This window comes from Bacillus sp. ISL-45 (assembly GCF_018613195.1).
Taxonomy (GTDB): domain Bacteria; phylum Bacillota; class Bacilli; order Bacillales; family Cytobacillaceae; genus Mesobacillus.
Window position 1 is genome coordinate 102130 of record NZ_JAGGQQ010000024.1, and the last position, 17450, is coordinate 119579.

General features: G+C 46.4%; 20 protein-coding genes. 15 read left to right on the forward strand and 5 right to left on the reverse strand.

Going from position 1 to position 17450, the window contains the following annotated elements; translation table 11 throughout:
- Positions 1-73 precede the first annotated feature (73 nt).
- From J7E35_RS22595 to J7E35_RS22625, 7 genes are all read left to right on the forward strand, one after another.
- Positions 74-883 carry a formate dehydrogenase accessory protein FdhE gene (locus J7E35_RS22595; RefSeq protein WP_214784446.1) on the forward strand — a complete coding sequence of 270 codons (810 nt, stop codon included), beginning with the start codon at positions 74-76 and terminating at the stop codon, positions 881-883.
- Between the two features lie 16 nt (positions 884-899).
- Positions 900-1499, forward strand: a complete 600-nt coding sequence (mobA, locus tag J7E35_RS22600; RefSeq protein WP_214784449.1) for a molybdenum cofactor guanylyltransferase — start codon at positions 900-902, stop codon at positions 1497-1499.
- Positions 1500-1530: 31 nt separating this feature from the next.
- Entirely contained in the window at positions 1531-2763 is a 1233-nt protein-coding gene (locus tag J7E35_RS22605) for a molybdopterin molybdotransferase MoeA (RefSeq protein WP_214784452.1), read from the forward strand.
- Between the two features lie 13 nt (positions 2764-2776).
- The gene (locus J7E35_RS22610) at positions 2777-4696 is read left to right on the forward strand and encodes a molybdopterin biosynthesis protein (RefSeq protein ID WP_214784455.1); all 1920 of its coding nucleotides are present in this window, start codon (positions 2777-2779) and stop codon (positions 4694-4696) included.
- A gap of 462 nt (positions 4697-5158) precedes the next feature.
- Positions 5159-5623 carry a molybdenum cofactor biosynthesis protein MoaE gene (locus J7E35_RS22615; RefSeq protein WP_023613507.1) on the forward strand — a complete coding sequence of 155 codons (465 nt, stop codon included), beginning with the start codon at positions 5159-5161 and terminating at the stop codon, positions 5621-5623.
- On the forward strand, positions 5616-5849 hold the full coding sequence (gene moaD, locus J7E35_RS22620) for a molybdopterin converting factor subunit 1 (RefSeq protein WP_023613508.1): 234 nt from the start codon (positions 5616-5618) through the stop codon (positions 5847-5849). The genes J7E35_RS22615 and moaD overlap by 8 nt, the downstream gene beginning before the upstream one ends.
- A gap of 84 nt (positions 5850-5933) precedes the next feature.
- The gene (locus tag J7E35_RS22625) at positions 5934-6953 is read left to right on the forward strand and encodes a thiazole biosynthesis adenylyltransferase ThiF (RefSeq protein WP_214784458.1); all 1020 of its coding nucleotides are present in this window, start codon (positions 5934-5936) and stop codon (positions 6951-6953) included.
- A gap of 94 nt (positions 6954-7047) precedes the next feature.
- Here the strand turns inward: J7E35_RS22625 and J7E35_RS22630 are convergent, their stop codons facing one another.
- A complete protein-coding gene (locus J7E35_RS22630; RefSeq protein WP_214784462.1) occupies positions 7048-7374 on the reverse strand; it encodes a YflT domain-containing protein in 327 nt (108 codons plus the stop codon).
- Between the two features lie 247 nt (positions 7375-7621).
- Here J7E35_RS22630 and J7E35_RS22635 point away from each other — a divergent pair, with 247 nt between their 5' ends.
- The 3 genes from J7E35_RS22635 (at position 7622) to J7E35_RS22645 (ending at position 9284) form a co-directional block, all read left to right on the forward strand.
- On the forward strand, positions 7622-8311 hold the full coding sequence (locus tag J7E35_RS22635; protein ID WP_214784465.1) for a uracil-DNA glycosylase: 690 nt from the start codon (positions 7622-7624) through the stop codon (positions 8309-8311).
- Positions 8312-8576: 265 nt separating this feature from the next.
- Positions 8577-8894 (forward strand): YwdI family protein, encoded by a 318-nt coding sequence (locus J7E35_RS22640; protein WP_214784468.1) that lies wholly within the window; start codon positions 8577-8579, stop codon positions 8892-8894.
- Between the two features lie 18 nt (positions 8895-8912).
- Positions 8913-9284 (forward strand): DUF423 domain-containing protein, encoded by a 372-nt coding sequence (locus J7E35_RS22645; protein WP_214741367.1) that lies wholly within the window; start codon positions 8913-8915, stop codon positions 9282-9284.
- 82 nt (positions 9285-9366) lie between these two features.
- On the opposite strand, the gene gerQ is transcribed toward J7E35_RS22645, so the two are convergent.
- Genes gerQ through hemQ form a run of 3 tightly spaced genes read right to left on the reverse strand, consistent with a single transcriptional unit; the run spans position 9367 to position 10894 of the window.
- The gene (gene gerQ / locus J7E35_RS22650; RefSeq protein ID WP_214784471.1) at positions 9367-9903 is read right to left on the reverse strand and encodes a spore coat protein GerQ; all 537 of its coding nucleotides are present in this window, start codon (positions 9901-9903) and stop codon (positions 9367-9369) included.
- Positions 9904-9916: 13 nt separating this feature from the next.
- Positions 9917-10102: a hypothetical protein gene (locus J7E35_RS22655; protein ID WP_214784474.1), complete on the reverse strand. Its 186-nt coding sequence runs from the start codon at positions 10100-10102 to the stop codon at positions 9917-9919.
- Between the two features lie 48 nt (positions 10103-10150).
- Positions 10151-10894, reverse strand: a complete 744-nt coding sequence (hemQ, locus tag J7E35_RS22660) for a hydrogen peroxide-dependent heme synthase (protein ID WP_214784477.1) — start codon at positions 10892-10894, stop codon at positions 10151-10153.
- Between the two features lie 254 nt (positions 10895-11148).
- Here hemQ and pta point away from each other — a divergent pair, with 254 nt between their 5' ends.
- On the forward strand, positions 11149-12126 hold the full coding sequence (gene pta, locus J7E35_RS22665; RefSeq protein WP_214784481.1) for a phosphate acetyltransferase: 978 nt from the start codon (positions 11149-11151) through the stop codon (positions 12124-12126).
- A gap of 430 nt (positions 12127-12556) precedes the next feature.
- Entirely contained in the window at positions 12557-13402 is an 846-nt protein-coding gene (gene lipL / locus J7E35_RS22670; protein WP_214784485.1) for an octanoyl-[GcvH]:protein N-octanoyltransferase, read from the forward strand.
- 189 nt (positions 13403-13591) lie between these two features.
- Here the strand turns inward: lipL and J7E35_RS22675 are convergent, their stop codons facing one another.
- Complete coding sequence (locus J7E35_RS22675; RefSeq protein ID WP_214784488.1) at positions 13592-14458, reverse strand: RsfA family transcriptional regulator; 867 nt, start codon at positions 14456-14458, stop codon at positions 13592-13594.
- Between the two features lie 324 nt (positions 14459-14782).
- Here J7E35_RS22675 and J7E35_RS22680 point away from each other — a divergent pair, with 324 nt between their 5' ends.
- From J7E35_RS22680 to J7E35_RS22690, 3 genes are all read left to right on the forward strand, one after another.
- Positions 14783-15004, forward strand: coding sequence for a YuzB family protein (locus J7E35_RS22680; protein ID WP_214784491.1), 222 nt, complete (start codon positions 14783-14785; stop codon positions 15002-15004).
- Positions 15005-15371: 367 nt separating this feature from the next.
- The gene (locus tag J7E35_RS22685; RefSeq protein WP_214784494.1) at positions 15372-16688 is read left to right on the forward strand and encodes an HD domain-containing protein; all 1317 of its coding nucleotides are present in this window, start codon (positions 15372-15374) and stop codon (positions 16686-16688) included.
- A gap of 18 nt (positions 16689-16706) precedes the next feature.
- Positions 16707-17219 carry a YwgA family protein gene (locus J7E35_RS22690; RefSeq protein ID WP_214784497.1) on the forward strand — a complete coding sequence of 171 codons (513 nt, stop codon included), beginning with the start codon at positions 16707-16709 and terminating at the stop codon, positions 17217-17219.
- Positions 17220-17450 lie beyond the last annotated feature (231 nt).

The following is a 17450-nucleotide window of genomic DNA, read 5'->3' on the forward strand; positions in this document are numbered from 1 at the left end:
GGGAATGGCTGCTCTGACAGGGCTCCATTCCCTTCAAAATTCAGAATAATAGAGCGAAAGAGGGGCTGCAGCAATGAAAAAGTCCGTTGTCTCAAAAGAGTATCAGAAATTGCAGAAGGATATCATCGAATTGCAGGAGCAATGGAAGACTTCCCTGGATCCTGAGTGTGTCCGGCCAAAGCTTGATAAAGCGGCGATGGAGGCAGGAGTGCCTGTCACTGCGTCAGCAGCTATTGACTTTGATATTTCCCTATTCATACAGTGGATAGAGGATATAGGACATCTTTTATCGAAGTATCAACCAGAGATTGAAAGTTCGATGCAGACTCTTAAAAGTCTCATGGATGAAGAGACAGCTAAGAGATGGATCGACGAAGCATTTGCTTTTAACTATATTTACTTTGCGAGTTTCGCTGAGGAAAATGACTTGGATGGCTGGATTCCACAATTCGTGGCAGAAACGGTGCTTCGTCCATATCTGCAGCTGACTGCGGCTAAGGTCCAGGATGAAATCCATCACGGTATACACGGTGCTGGCTGTCCTGTATGCGGAGAACCTGTGCGTCTTGCGCAGCTTGAAGGAGAAGGAAAGAAAGTACTGCACTGCCCTCGTTGTTCAGCTCACTGGAATGACCGCCGCACAGCCTGCTCACATTGTGGAAATAACGATCATGAAACAGTGAAAGTCTTGACGATTGATGGCGAATCAGCCGCACAAATCCAGATTTGTGAAGAATGCAAAGGGTATACTAAAGTAATCGATACAAGACAATATATCGTAAAGCCAACACCAGCAATGCTCGACCTGAACACGATCCATCTGGACTTTGTTGCCCAGGAGCATGGATACAAATCCGCTGGGGAAACAAAACAGACAAACTAAAAGAAGGTGCTGTGGGATGAAAGCAGGAGCGATCATTTTATCAGGCGGCAAATCTAGCAGGATGGGGACGAACAAGGCTCTCCTGAAATTTCATGAAAAAACGAATATTGAAAGAATTAAGGATGAGTTACAGCACGTATTTGATGATATAATTCTAGTAACGAATGATCCTGAAACCTATCAGTTTTTAAATATAAAAATTGTAACAGACCAGTATCCGGGTTCCGGTCCGCTCGCGGGTATCCATGCAGGACTTAAGGCATCAGACTATGAGGAAAATTTCGTTGTAGCCTGTGATATGCCATTTATATCTGCTGAGCTTGCCTCAAGCCTTGTAAAAGCGCTTAAGCACCACGATGCGGTCGTGCCGGTAAGCGATGGCCGTCAACATCCGCTATTTGCCGCATATCAGAAACGGATCGCGCGAGAGGCTAAGTCCTGCATTGAAGATGGAAATTTGAGGATCAGGCACATGCTTGAAAAGCTGAATGTCCGCTTCCTCGATGAGACAGACCTGCAGCTTTATTTCGAGGGCAGCCTTGATCGCGTCTTTTTCAATATGAATCATCCAGAAGAGTATGAAGATGCAAGGAAATGGGCGGAGTCCGGAGAATAGTTTTCAGGTGCTAGAAAGGAAGTAAATCAGCATGCAATTTTTCAAAGTGAAAACGGTTGAGGAGACCATTGCTCTAATTGATGAGAAAATTGGCAAGATCACGGAAACCGAAATCCGTCCGCTTGATGAGGCGCTTCATTACATTGTGGCAGAGGATGTTACTGCGGAAGAGAATGTACCTGGTTTTGACCGCTCCACCGTCGATGGCTATGCCGTCATCGCCCGTGACACTTATGGTTCATCTGAATCGATGCCAGGCTTCCTGAATGTAGCCGGCGAGGTACATATGGGCGAGGAAGCGGTTAAACCGGTAGGCAGGGGCGAGGCTATTTACGTACCGACAGGCGGAATGCTGCCACCAGGCAGTGACAGCGTACTAATGATCGAGCACTGCGAGGAAATTGGCGGGCTGTTGAATACCTATAAGCAAATTGCACCAGGTGAGAATGTCATCAGGAAAGGTGAAGACATCAAAGCAGGAGAAGTCCTATTATCTGAAGGGACAAGATTGCGGCCACAGGAGCTTGGAGCACTGGCGGCACTTGGTGTTTCCAAGGTGAAAGTCTACCGAAAGCTGAAGGCTGCGTACCTTTCTTCAGGGGACGAAATCGTTCCTTTTGAAACAAAAACACTTGAAACAGGCCAAATCCGTGATATCAATTACTTGACCGTAAAGGGCCTGGTCAATGAGTGGGATCTCGAACTCATTTATGGCGGAATCACACGAGATGATTATGATGAGTTCGCCCAGAAAGCCCGCGAATTGTATGAACAGGCTGACTGCCTGATTTTATCCGGCGGAAGCTCTGTCGGCACAAAGGATTATACAACCGAGGTCATCCAGTCCCTTGGAGATCCGGGCGTCTTTGTCCACGGTATTTCCATCAAGCCAGGGAAGCCGACAATCCTTGCTGTTGCGGACGGAAAGCCCGTCATTGGACTGCCGGGTCATCCAGCATCTGCGATGATCATTTTTAAGCTGTTTGGCGAAAGGGTTTTCAGAAGGCTGAAGGGCGAGAAAATTGAGCATAAGCCTGAACGGATTTTTGCGCGGATTGTGAAAAATATTGCCTCCTCACCAGGAAGGTCCGATTACATCAGGGTAAGACTTCAGGAGAAGGATGGAGAATGGTGGGCGGAGCCGATCATCGGCAAGTCAGGCCTGATTACGACATTGGTAAAAAGCGATGGAATCGTCGAGATTGTATCCGCAAAAGAAGGAATATCTCAAGGCGAATACGTTCCAGTCATTTTGACGCGATAGGGGGAGCCGCATCATGGATAAAATACGCTATAACCGAAAAATTTATCTTGAAGACAAGCCGAGAGCACAAGCCAGGAATGAAGTGCTGGCCGCGTTCGACCTGCCTCAGGAAAAAGAGTGGATCCCGGCTGCCGCAGCACTTGGGCGAATTACTGCTGAACCTGTTTTCGCCAATGTCTCAATGCCTTTTTACCATGCATCCGCGATGGACGGCATTGCCGTGAATGCTGAGGATACGTATGAAGCCCATGAACAGCGCCCTCTTCATTTGAAAATGGGTGAGCAGTTCGTTTACGTTGATACCGGGAATGCAATCCCGCCTCAATATAATGCCGTGATCATGGTGGAAAACATCCAGGTCGTTGACGATGAAACGATTGAGATCATCGAGCCGGCAACACCATGGCAGCATATCCGCCCGATTGGCGAGGATATCGTCCAGGAGGAAATGCTGTTCACCCAGGGACATAGACTGCGGCCTGCTGATCTCGGAGCGCTTCTTGCAGCCCAGGTCACCGAGGTAGCCGTCGTCAAAAAGCTGCTGGTGACGATCATCCCGACGGGAAATGAGCTTGTCAGCGCAGATGCATCGCTGTCATCAGGCAGGATCATTGAATTCAATGGAACGGTTTTTAGCAACTATGTAGAAGATTGGGGAGGCAGCCCGTATCTGCATCCAATCGTGAAGGATGAGCCGGAAAAAATCAGGGAAGCGCTGCTGCAAGCGGTGGAAACATCTGATATTGTCGTCATCAATGCCGGGTCATCCGCTGGATCAAAGGATTATACAGTCCATATTCTTGAGGAGCTTGGCACTGTTTTTACCCATGGAGTCGCAACAAGGCCGGGTAAGCCAGTCATTCTCGGGAAAATTAAAGATAAGGTAGTCGTCGGTGTACCGGGCTATCCCGTTTCCGCGTACATGGCACTTGAGTGGTTTGTCAGGCCTCTCGTTTGTAAATATCTAGGGATACCGGAACCAGAAAGGCCAAAGCTCGAGGTAAAGCTTGGCCGCAGGATTGTCTCCACAATGGGGGCGGAGGACTTTGTCCGAATGAATATCGGCTATGTGGATGGACAGTTTGTCGCCAACCCGCTGACACGTGCGGCGGGCGTCACCATGTCGCTTGTACGTGCAGACGGTTTGCTCGTCGTACCGCCGGAGGAGCTAGGATATGAACAAGGAGATATCGTCGAGGTCGAGCTATACAGGCCTGTGGAAGAGATCAAGAATGCGATCGTCTTCAGCGGCAGTCATGATCTGACGATTGACCTTCTGTCCTCCCAGCTCAAGAAGCAGCGTACCGACATGAAAATTGTTTCTTCCCATGTTGGCAGCATGGCCGGTTTAATGGCAATCAGAAAAGGGGAAGCCCATGTAGCGGGCATTCATTTGCTGGACCCGGAGTCAAAAGAATATAATGTTACCTACGTAAGGAAATTCCTTGCCGGGCAAGACGCAGTCCTTTATCCATTTTTAAAAAGAACCCAGGGCTGGCTGCTTCCAAAAGGCAACCCGCTTGGAATCGAGAGCATCCGCAATATTGCCGAAAAGGGCATAGATTATGCCAACAGGCAGAAGGGTGCAGGCACGCGAATATTGTTTGATTTATTGTTAAAAGAAGCAGGGTTGTCGGCAGACGATGTGAACGGCTATGACCGCGAGATGTTCTCGCACTTGAGCGTCGCCGCTGAAGTGAAAGGAAATGACAATGCAGCAGGCCTCGGAATCTTCCCGGCAGCCAGGGCAATGGGCCTTGACTTCATCCCGGTCTCTGATGAAAACTACGATTTACTGATGACCAAGGCATTTTTCGAAAGCGAAAAGGGTATCTGGTTAAGGACCGTGATCCAATCAGAAGCCTTCAAAGCCGAAGTCGCCAAAATTGGCGGCTACGCAGTCGTCGAGAACCCAGAGCCGGTTTATTTTTAAAGTATTCGGGCCCTAACGGGCAAACGGAAGGCGGAACCCGATGGAAGTGTCCAATAGAAGAGCTCTAATGGACAAATCGGAGGCTGAAACCGGGAAAAGTGCCCTAAAAAATAGGCTCTGTTAAAGCCCAATGGTGTTTTAAAGCCCTGTTGATTGTAGTGGAAGGCGCGTAGACTCCTCCGAAAATGCTAACGCATTTCCATCGTGCGTGGGCAGGTTCGAGGAAGCTCAATCAATGTCCTGCGGGATGAGCAAGTCATGGGGAGACCCCGCAGGCGCATAAAGCGCCGAGGAGGCTCGCCGACTGCAAGGAAGAATTTGATCTTTGAAAAAGCCGGCAGTTGGGCTTTTTCATAATTCTTCCCCGCGGAAAGCGAAGCGCCTGGAACGAAAATCAACAGCCTAGTTTAACAGAGACAAAAATTAAATCCTGATCCGGATCAGTTTATTGAGGTGATTTTAATGAATTATGAAATAGCGAAAGATCCAATCAACGTTCAATCTGTCATTGATAAAGTGGTCCAGCGAGAAGCAGGGGCAATCACGACTTTCATTGGCACTGTCCGTGAATTGACAAAGGGCAAAAAAACCCTTTACCTTATATATGAAGCATATGAGCCGATGGCCGTGAAAAAGCTGGAGCAGATCGGCACGGAAATCCAGGAGCGCTGGAACGGTGCTGAGGTTGCGATTACACACCGCGTCGGCAAGCTCGACATCACGGATATCGCCGTGGTGATCGCTGTATCCACACCGCATCGCAACGATGCCTATGAAGCGAATCGCTATGCAATCGAGCGCATCAAGGAAATCGTCCCAATCTGGAAAAAAGAGCATTGGGAAGATGGCGAGGAATGGATCGGCAATCAACTAGAAACTGTCCCATATCCGACAGGGAAACCGGAGGAGAAGGATCTCAATGAATAAAATATTGTTCTTTGCCCATTTACGAGACGAAGCTGGCCATGAATCAGTGGAAATCGAAGCAGCTGGCAAAACAGTTGCTGAGTTAAAAGAAATGGTTGCTGAAAAGTACGGTGTCCAGAAGCTCGATACATCCATGACAGCAATTAACGAAGAATTTTCATCCAACGATGAAGTCATTAAAGAAGGAGATACAATCGCCTTCATTCCGCCTGTATCTGGCGGTTGATCCGATATAGCAAGTGCGGCGCCCGTTCTGTTGACTTGATGGTCGATGGCTCAGGGCGTTTGTTTTTACAAGGAGGGGTAACCCATGTCAGAAAGATATTCACGTCAAACTCTGTTTCCTCCAATTGGCAAGGCCGGACAGGAGAAAATCCGCAGCAAGCATGTACTGATGATTGGTGCCGGGGCGCTCGGTTCAGGCAATGCTGAGCTGCTGGTCAGGGCAGGTGTTGGCCGACTGACGATTGTGGACCGTGATTATGTTGAAGCGAGTAACTTACAGCGGCAGCAATTATATACAGAGGAAGATGTTGCCGAGAAACTTCCAAAGGCCGCGGCGGCGGAAAAAAGGCTCAGAGCGATCAACTCGGATGTAGCTATCAATTCCTATATCGCCGATGCTACTCCTGAAAAATTGGCCGAGCTTGTTGATGGGGTCGATCTGATCATCGATGCAACGGATAATTTTGAAACACGGATGGCGATTAATGATATTTCGCAAAAACACCAGATTCCCTGGATATATGGTGCCTGCGTTGGCAGCTTCGGCATGAGTTTTTCCATCATTCCGGGAAAAACGCCCTGCCTGAACTGTTTGCTGAAAACCGTTCCGCTGCAGGGGATGACATGTGATACAGGAGGCATTATCGGACCGGCTGTGCAGATGGTCATTGCCCATCAGGGAGCGGAAGCGCTGAAAATCCTTGTTGAGGACTGGGATGCGGTGCGAACGTCATTCGTCAGCTTTGATTTATGGCGAAACCAGTACACCAGCATGAAAATGTCCAAAGCGAAGGACCCAGGATGCCTTAGCTGTGGTGAACACCCTGAGTATCCTTATTTAAACGTCGAGAACATGACCAAGACGACAGTCCTTTGCGGACGCGATACCGTCCAAATCAGGCCGCCAAAGCAGCAGAAAATTAACCTGCAGGAAACAGCTGAAAAAATGAGGGACTTGGGCTATCAGGTTAAAGGAAATCCATACCTTGTATCCGTAGACATGGATGACAACAGGATGGTTATTTTCCAGGATGGACGTGCCCTCATTCATGGAACAAAGGACCTTGCCCAGGCACGGAGCATCTATCAAAGATTTTTCGGATAAGCCCTATTCACGCGCAAACCCCCTGCCAAATCGGCAGGGGGTTTCTATATAAACGACCTCTATGGATCGGTTATGATACTACGTCTAAGGTTGATTACTTTTCGTCAGTTGCCACTAGTACAAGACGGCCTTTATCCAGTTCCATTTCGTACTGTTCTGCTTCTTGCTTAGAAAGGCCCAGTGATTCAAATTTATTGCGAAGCTCGTCTCCGCGGGATTTGAAAACATTTCCGATAGAATCAAAGAACCCTTGCTCCTTGATGCCCATGCCGCCTGTTTCAGTAGCATCAGTCAAGTGCTCACTGCGGTTTTCATCATGGGCGAAAATATAAATGTTTTCCTTGCCAAAACCGGAAGCTTCTAAAGTGTTGATTTTCTCTGTAGCTTGAACTCCGTTTTCTACTACTTCTACTTTCATCATAGTATCTTCCTCCTTAAATTTTTTTACTTAATATAAGTTGAACTTAAGAATTACCCATTGAATAAACACCTGGAGCGAACTGAAAAGGTAAACTTTCTAGTTCAACTTATTTATACTAGTTCTGGGAAGCTTTTTTAGCTTTCCGCGTCTACACTATTTATATAACCTGTACAGGCACTTTTAAACATGCTGGGAATTGTTCACATATAGTTTTGAAAAACGGGTAGTTTGATAGAAATGAAGGGAGATGGTCACTATAGCACTTATAAGTAATGGCTGGGAGCCGCTGTTGGCGGAGGAGTTTGAAAAAGCCTATTATCTGGATTTGAGGGAATTTTTAATAGATGAATATCGCACCAGGACAGTCTATCCGGAAAAAGAAGATATATTTAATGCTTTGAAGTTCACAGATTATGAAGACGTAAAAGTCGTGATTCTTGGACAGGACCCGTATCATGGCCAGGGGCAGGCCCATGGCTTGAGTTTTTCGGTGAAACCCGGTGTTAAGGTCCCACCTTCGCTCCGGAATATTTATAAGGAGCTGAATGCCGATTTGGGCTGTGAGATTCCGGATCATGGCTATCTGAAAAAATGGGCAGACCAGGGAGTGCTTCTATTAAATACCGTCCTTACAGTAAGGGAAGGGGAAGCCAATTCACACAGGGGAAAAGGCTGGGAACACTTTACCGATAAAGTAATCACCCTGTTGAATGAGCGTGAAAAGCCGGTAATTTTCATCCTCTGGGGCAAGCCGGCACAAAGTAAATTGAAGCTGATTGATGAGGGAAAACATAAAATCATCATGTCTGCCCACCCAAGTCCGCTGTCGGCCAGAAGAGGCTTCTTCGGCAGCAAACCATTTGCAAAGGTGAACGAACTGATGAGAGAGCAGGGAGAACAAGAGATTGACTGGCAAATAGAAAAATTGGAAAGTTAAGGACTCCATCTTTATAAGACTAATAGAGGCATTTGTAACACTCCATACTAAGTTTGTAAGTCCTGTTGATTGTAATGGAAGGTGCGTAGACTCCTCCGAAAATGCTAACGCATCTTTTATTTGCAAAAAACGACATGTTCCACGTGGAACTGTCATGTTTCATTCCTAAAGTCGAAAAAACATGTGAATTGTTGTAGAATGGAACGGTACAATAATTACATGATTCGTAAGATATACATATATAACACCCTATGGAGGTGAGTCGATGAACATTTCATTGCAAAAATTATTATTAAAAATGGAAGAGGAATTAAATCGGGCAAAATCTGCGGAATCGGAGGCAGTAAAGCGGGAAAGGATCCATTCGATCAAAACGCTTTGCGAGCTTGTCCTTGATGAACCGCCAGAGCATAGCAGAGGGTATGCTGAACCCATGAAACAGGCAGCACAGCCTTTTATTCCTCCACAGCATAGCATTCCTCAGCAGCAGATACCGGTAAACCAGCAGTCGACAATGATTCCGCAGCCAAAGAAGCTGGAAATGGAAGATAGCGCAAACGGAGACTCGCTCTTCGATTTCTAATTTTAAGAGGTGAAAGTGATGAAATTATTTATATTGATTGGAGCCATCAATGCTTTCCTGGCAGTCGGGCTTGGAGCATTTGGAGCACATGGACTTGAAGGCAAGGTTGAGCCCAAATATTTAGAAACATGGAAAACAGGCGTTACATACCAGATGTTCCATGCAACCGGAATTTTAATCATAGGAGTTCTTTTAGGGAAGCTTCCCGCCAGTGCACTTCTTTCCTGGTCAGGCTGGCTTATGCTGATTGGAATTGTATTGTTTTCCGGCAGCCTGTATGTCTTGAGTGTCACAAAAATCAGCGTGCTTGGTGCAATTACCCCGCTTGGCGGTGTATCCTTCCTGGCAGCCTGGGTATTGCTGATGATTGCGGCCGTAAAGTATTTGTAAATGAGGCAGGCTTTTAAAATACAAATGAACAGCAAAGATGAAAAGGAGCACCCCGTGTTGGCGTGCTCCTTTTAGCTTCCTCTTATCTTGGTGGATAAGCAGTCAATCCCGCTCCGCCGCCGAAAGGGTAGTCGTATTCAATTTCTTCGTCAAAGGTAACGTAATCCAGATAAATCATTGGCAATAATACGCGTTTTCCCGTTTGCGGGTCACTTAGAATCAGGTGATCCCTTCCAGCTGCTTCGATGATACCCTGGAAAATTTTCGCGTTCCATTCAGTGTTGTTTTCAAAGGTCGCATAGACGGTAGCAAGCTTGCCTTTATTCAGTCGAAGGATATTTTCAATATAGGATGCTTCTATCGGCAGCATTCCCGGGATTTGGGCACCTGCTCCTGCACCTGGCATAGCCCCGCCTGGCACGGAAACACCTGGCATGGCACCGCCAGACTGGGCAGGAAAGGGCGTTGCTTGTGGGAATCCAGCTTGCCCCATTTGCCCCATTTGTCCCATCTGCCCCATTTGCCCTTGAGAAGTTGCCTGTTCCTCAGTGCCGCTATACGGCTGATACATTTGCGGATAGGTTCTGTAGTTATAGTATGGGTTATTATATTGAGTCATTGTGTAGCCTCCTTTAAGGTGTTTTTTCCTTTCCTTCAAATTCACCTTTAGATATGTAAATGGTGAAGTTGACTTTTACAGGATGAGAGTGCAAGTAAAATGAATCCTCACTATTCAATACATATGAGGGAAGCTTGATTTTATGACTCGAACATTTTAAAACAAAACTCTTTTCTGGAGTTGGAATTTCCATAGCCATAAACAAAATAATCCCCAGGCAGATGCCTGGGGATTGAATTAATCTGTCTTATACGTTCAGGAAACTGGCTACTTTGTCTTCTTCAAGCAGGTTTCCTACGAAGAATGAACCGAATTCACCATATCGTGCGCTGACTTCGTCAAAACGCATTTCATATACAAGCTTCTTGAATTGAAGGACATCATCCGCGAACAATGTTACGCCCCACTCGTAGTCGTCAAAGCCTACAGAACCAGTGATGATCTGCTTTACTTTGCCGGCATACTGGCGGCCGATCATGCCGTGGCTGCGCATCATATTGCGGCGGTCTTCCATCGGAAGCATATACCAGTTGTCTTCGCCCTGGCGGCGCTTGTCCATTGGATAGAAGCAAACATGCTTTGCCTTTGGAAGCTCAGGATAAAGACGCGCAAGGATTTGCGGGTTCTGGTATGGATCTTCGCCTGCTGGCAGGTAGTTGCTCAGTTCGACAACGGAAACATAGGAATGAGCAGGAATCGTGTATTCAGCAAGCTTAGACTTGTTGAATTCTGTCTCGATCTCATTCAATTCTTCCATAGTAGGGCGCAGGATCATCATCATGAAATCTGCTTTTTGGCCAACAATCGTATAAAGGGCATGGCTTCCCTGTTTATCTGCCTGTGTTTTATTCCATTTTTCCACAAGGCCGAGGAATTCCTGGATAATCTCCTGGCGCTCTTCTGCAGGGAGCATCTTCCAGGTTGTCCAATCGACGGTACGGAAATCATGAAGGGAATACCAGCCATCCAAAGTCTGTGCTGCTTCAGTCATTTTATATCACTCCTAAAAATCATCAATATACCAATATCATATCATAGTTTCTCCATTCGTCATGTTTATAAAACCCGGTTTGTTTATACTGAGCGGAAAAAGGATATTTTGTTAAAGATTGCAAATAGTAAAAGGGGCAGGGAAACATGCTTGAAAATTTCTAATATAAAGACTTCAGGAGTGTAAACGGTAACATTCTTGAATTTTAAGGTTGGTAAAGTATGCTATAAGTATAGATTAAAGGAGGAGTCAGCATGAGTGATTTATTTGAAGGCTTAAAAGCCAAATTAAGCGGACAAAATTTACGGATCGTGTTTCCGGAAGGCCTCGACGAACGGATTCTGGCAGCAGCGGGAAGACTGGCTGCAGACGGAGTATTAACACCAATTTTAGTGGGGAATATTGAACGGATCCAGGCAAAAGCAGCCGATATGGATGTTTCGCTTGAGGCGGTTGAAATTTACGATCCCGTCAATTTTGCGATGATGGATGAACTTGTCGCTGCATTTGTGGAAAGACGGAAAGGGAAGGCGACGGAAGAGCAGGCTCGCAAAATACTTCTCGATGAAAACTACTTCGGCACGATGCTTGTCTATTCAAACAAAGCAGATGGTCTTGTCAGCGGTGCGGCCCACTCTACTGCGGATACGGTAAGGCCTGCATTGCAGATCATCAAGACGAAGGAAGGCGTTCGCAAGACTTCCGGTGTCTTCATCATGGTACGCGAAGATGAAAAGTATGTATTCGCCGACTGTGCGATCAATATCGCGCCTGACAGCCAGGACCTTGCTGAAATCGCGGTGGAAAGTGCGAAGACAGCAAGAATGTTCGACGTCGAGCCGCGCGTGGCAATGCTAAGCTTTTCTACAAAAGGCTCAGCTGTATCTCCTGAGACGGAAAGAGTATCAAAAGCAGTCGAAGAAGCTAAGCTTCGTGACCCGCTACTGATTGTTGATGGCGAGTTCCAGTTCGACGCAGCATTCGTTCCATCCGTTGCGGAAAAGAAAGCTCCGGATTCAGTCATCATGGGCAATGCAAATGTTTTCGTATTCCCAAGCCTTGAAGCAGGCAATATCGGCTATAAAATCGCTCAGCGCCTAGGCGGATTCGATGCAGTAGGACCGATTTTGCAAGGTTTGAACCGCCCCGTAAACGACCTGTCCCGCGGCTGCAGCGAGGAAGACGTGTACAAGCTGGCATTGATAACAGCAGCTCAGGCACTAAGCAAGTAAAATAAAGTACTTCAGCCGGTCGGACTATTCGATCGGCTTTTTTGCTAGGGTCTGTAAAGCTCAATGTTGTATTAAATCCTGTTGATTGTAGTGGAAGGCGCGAAGACTCCTCCGAAAATGCTAACGCATTTCCCTCGTGCGTGGGCTGATTCAGGGAGGGCTAATCAATGTCCTGCGGGATTAGCAAGTCATGGGGAGACCCCGCAGGCGCTTGAAGCGCCGAGGAGGCTCCTCGACTGCAAGGAAGAATTTGATCTTTGAAAAAGCCGACAGTAGGGCTTTTTCTTAATTCTTCCCCGCGGAAAGCGAAGCGCCTGGAACGAAAATCAACAGCCTAATTTTACAGAGCCATTGCACAACCGTGTAGCTGAACAGCCCTATATGCTATAATATCAACGAAAAAGCTACAGAAAGAAAAGAGGAAATCACGATGGATGAGGCGCTCAATTTATTGCGTCAGGATAAGTGGAGGTTGATCGACCAGTCGGTGCTGGGTGCCCACTTTCATGCTCTTCAGTCGTTCGGGACGGATGATACATTATGCGAATCGGTCGGCACAGGCTTGTCACCGGCTACGGCAAGAGCATGGGTGCACCATGACACAGTCGTCCTCGGAATCCAGGATACACGTCTCCCGCACCTCCAGGAAGGACTGGATTATCTCGAAGAGCAAAGCTGCCAATATATAGTCCGCAATTCTGGGGGACTTGCCGTTGTGCTCGATGAAGGGGTCCTGAATCTATCACTGATCTTCCCTGAGAAGGAAAAAGGGATTGATATCAACAGAGGCTATGATGCTATGTGGTTATTGATCAAGGAAATGTTTGCCGATTTTAATAAAAATATAGAGGCAAAAGAAATTTCTGCTTCATACTGTCCGGGAAGCTATGATTTAAGCATTGGCGGTAAAAAGTTTGCCGGAATCTCGCAGCGCCGCCTGAAAAAAGGGGTCGCCGTGCAGGTTTATCTTTGTGTGACGGGGAGCGGAAGCCAGAGGGCTGATCTGATTCGTGAATTTTATGCCCGCTCTAAAAAAGGGGAGCAGACCAAATTCATCTATCCGGAGGTCCAGCCAGAAGTCATGGCATCGCTATCTGAACTGTTTGGTGTAGAAATGACGATTCAGGATGTGATGCTGCGTTTTTTAACATTCTTGAACGCCAACAGCAATGAACTGGTATCAGGCTATTTGGACAGTCATGAGATTGAGCTGTTTGACCACTACTACAATCGGGTGATCGAGCGGAATGAAAAATTTCTTGAGCCACGGGAATAACCTGCTGAAGGCATGACCATATAAATGAAATATAAAAAAGCCGAAAACCATGTTTTCCGGCTTTTTTAAGCTCTTTTGCAAACCTGATATAATTTAATACCAGTACCAATTTAAGTCTCCTGAGAGCTTAAGAGGGGGCTGTTGCCATTTCTTCTCCATTTGCCATTTATCTATTTACAAACTAGATTTCTATTCGGCCACTTTTTCGAGGTTGCCGTTGCGGTCCATCTTGAACTTCGTTGCCGGGCGCTCTTCTTCTTCAAACAGGGCCAGCTTTCGAGCACGGTTCATGATTTTCATCAGAGTTTCGTAATCTTCTTGCATTGTGTTGGTATTTTCCTCAAGCCTGTTTATTTTTTGCTGAAGCTCTTCGTTCTGTTTCCTTAAACTATTGATTTCACGCTTCAATCTTTCATTCTCGCTCTTATAAATATCTACCTGGAGCGATGAGCCGCTCAGGCTTTGCAGATAGGCGATGACATGTCCCATTGTCAGGCCTGTTGGCGGCACAGTATGCCGGGCAGGTGGTGTTTGGGTCGTCTGGGTTATTCTTGGCTGCGTCTCCTGGACAGGCACTTCTGACATTTCCGCGGCAGCTTCAGTAGAGTAATCCTTTTGTTCCTGATTCTTGTTCACTAAATCTTGCATTTCAGCCATGAGTGCTGCGTCAATTTGCTTGTCGTCCTGCTCCAGCATGGACAGGTCGAAGGTTGGCTGAGCTTCTGGCTGGTCGATTTCTGGGAAAGAACCTGTCAAACTTTCATCCAGCGCAGGCACCGGAGGGTTGTAAAGCAGTTTCTTTTTGCCTCCCTGGTCCTTTCCTAGGATTCTCTGTCTCTGTTTTCGCTGCTTTTTCGCAAGCTGCAGTGCTTTTTCATAGTTATGCCTGACGACTGCGTTCCAGCGGAATCCACAAGCGGCTGAAGTACGGTCAAGCTTGTCGCCCACCTCTTCAAATGCGTTCAATTGTGTACTGCCTTCCCTTACATGTCGCAGCACGGTTTCAGCTAGCAATAAATCATTCTCTTCCGTCCAGGCATCCTGGCGTGTCTTCATTTTCTTCAACTCCCTTTTACTTTGGTCAACATTGAAACTTATATTTCAATCTTGTCCGGAAATTGGAAAGCTTATACATCTTAAAATGGAAGGATAGTAGATTTTTTGCCTGAAATACGTGTTTTTCATTTAAATAGATAAGCAATAGGTCCTGTTCAACAGCTTGCATTCATTTTAAATAAGAGGTAAAATACCCTTTAGTCTAAAACGAAAAGCAGAGGCGCCATATTTAGAGACAGGCTTTCCCGATTTTGCAGGGAATTGCTTGTAAATGTCGGGACTGGCGCTGGAGCTGGACAGTATTTATAGAAAGGGTTGTCCTAAATGGCAAACGAATTCCGTGTTTGCGACGATTGTCAGGCCGTAAACCTTAAAACATTACTTCCGAAGCTGAAACAGCTTGATCCTGAAGCGACTGTCGACATCGGCTGCCAATCTTATTGCGGACCAGGCAGGAAAAAAACATTCGCATTCGTCAACAACCGGCCAGTAGCTGCACTGACTGAAGAAGAGCTGATGGAAAAAGTCCAGAAGAAACTTAAATAGTTTATATATCTTTCATATAATGGCTTCCGGTAAAGCCTGAATATATCACCTTTAAACAACCGTTTAGAGGTGATTTTTTTTTCCGGGGAAACTTGCAAACTAGTTTAACCCTGCTTGGAAATTGGAAAGTAAGGTAATGGAGTATTTTTTGGCTGATAAAGCGTTTTAAAATAGCATAATTAAAAAAACTGTGATTGTAGTGGAAGGCACGAAGACTCCCGCAGAAACCGAAGCGCCAGGTACGAAAATCAACAGAACCCTGTATAGGTACATATGCAATTTATGTAAAAATTTGCAGAAAATCGAGATGAATTGACGAACGAAACAGGCTATAATAAAAACAAGCTAATCAGGAAGAAGGAGAACGATGGGATATTCGGAAGAAAAATTACTTGAAGAAAAAGTATTCAAAGATCCAGTACACCGCTATGTCCATGTCCGTGACCGGGTGATCTGGGATTTGATCGGGACGAAGGAGTTCCAGCGTCTGAGAAGGATCAAGCAGCTAGGCACCACTTACCTGACCTTCCACGGAGCGGAACACAGCCGCTTCAACCATTCACTGGGCGTCTATGAAATCACGCGCCGGATCGTGGACAATGCGTTCGCTTCCCGTCCGGAATGGAACGAAGGAGAAAGACTGCTCTCACTATGTGCAGCACTGCTCCACGACCTTGGCCATGGGCCGTTCTCGCATTCATTCGAGAAGGTATTCGATCTAGACCATGAGGATTTTACAAGGGAAATCATCCTTGGCGATACCGAAGTGAATCAGGTGTTGGCGAGAGTGGCGCCGGACTTTCCGAAGAAGGTCGCTGAGGTGATTGAAAAAACATATGAAAACAAGCTTGTCATCAGCCTGATCTCGAGCCAGATTGACGCTGACAGGATGGATTATCTGCAACGGGATGCCTATTTCACCGGAGTCAGCTACGGACATTTTGATATGGAACGGATTTTGCGCGTCATGCGCCCGCGTGAGGACCAGGTCGTCATCAAGCAGAGCGGGATGCATGCTGTCGAGGACTACATAATGAGCCGCTACCAGATGTACTGGCAGGTTTATTTCCATCCAGTGACAAGAAGTGCCGAGGTTATACTGACGAAAATCCTGCACCGTGCCAAACACCTTCATGAGCAAAACTACACTTTTAAACATAAACCGCACCATTTTTATTCAATCTTTGAGGATCGTATGACAATGCAAGACTATTTAAAATTGGATGAAGCTGTATTCCTCTACTATTTCCAGATCTGGGAGGAGGAAGAGGACGCAATCCTGAGTGATTTGTGCCGACGCTTCAATAACCGCAATCTCTTTAAATATGTCGAGTTCGACCCGGCCAAAGAATACAAGAAGCTGGCTCAGCTTTCTGTGTTATTCGAGCAGGCGGGATTGGATCCTGAATATTACCTGGTTGTCGATTCATCATCAGATCTGCCGTATGATTTCTACCGTCCGGGAGAAGAGGAAGAACGGCTTCCGATCCACCTGCTGAAGAAGAATGGGGAAATCCGCGAGCTGTCGCGCGAGTCTGAGATTGTCGATGCCATATCGGGCAAAAGGCGGACAGACCATAAACTATATTATCCTTCTGATTTCCTGGAAAAAGAGAAAGCACGCCCTGAGATTGAAAAGATTGCACAAATTCTTGAGCTGAACTTAGACAATGGGACCATTTGATACAGGAGTTGACGCGTTTTGCTAAAAGACCACGCTAAAATCATACATGCCATTTCAGTTTCCGGAGAGGTCATCGGCAGGAAGAAGCTGCAGAAAATGATCTATATCGCAAAAAAGATGGAATTTCCTTTCCAGGAACGATTCCAGTTCCATTTTTACGGACCATATTCAGAAGAACTTACACTAAGGGTGGAAGAGCTTTGCAACATGGGCTTCCTGGATGAAGTGAAAGAAAAGAAGGGCGGCTACTACCAGTACCGCTATACCCTGACCGAAGCAGGACTGGAATTCCTCGGTGAGAACACCGTCGAAATGCCATGCCTCGGTGACTGCCTGACCGACATCAACGACCAGAATGCAAGGTTCCTTGAACTCGTTTCAACTGTTTTGTATTTTGATAACTTGCCAGAAGCCGAGGTCCGGGAAAAAATCCAGACTGTGAAAAAGAGCCAGAAATACACCGACGAAGAAATCGACGAAGCTTACACTTATATCGCTAGTTTGAAAAATAAGTCCAGGCAATTGGCGTAGGGATAAATGAAATATGAACCGAGTACTGAACCTTTTAGAGGGGCGCTCGGTTTTTTTGTTGTGTAAAATAGGACCTGGCGTGAGTGGTGTTTAATTATTAAAAATGTGGCCATAACGAGCTTAAAAGGAGAGTTATCCTACCTGTGCGGATAAATTGTATGGGAAGTAAATTATCGTTACATAAAAGAGGATAATGTGCGGATAATTGTGTGGGAAGTAAATTATCGTTAC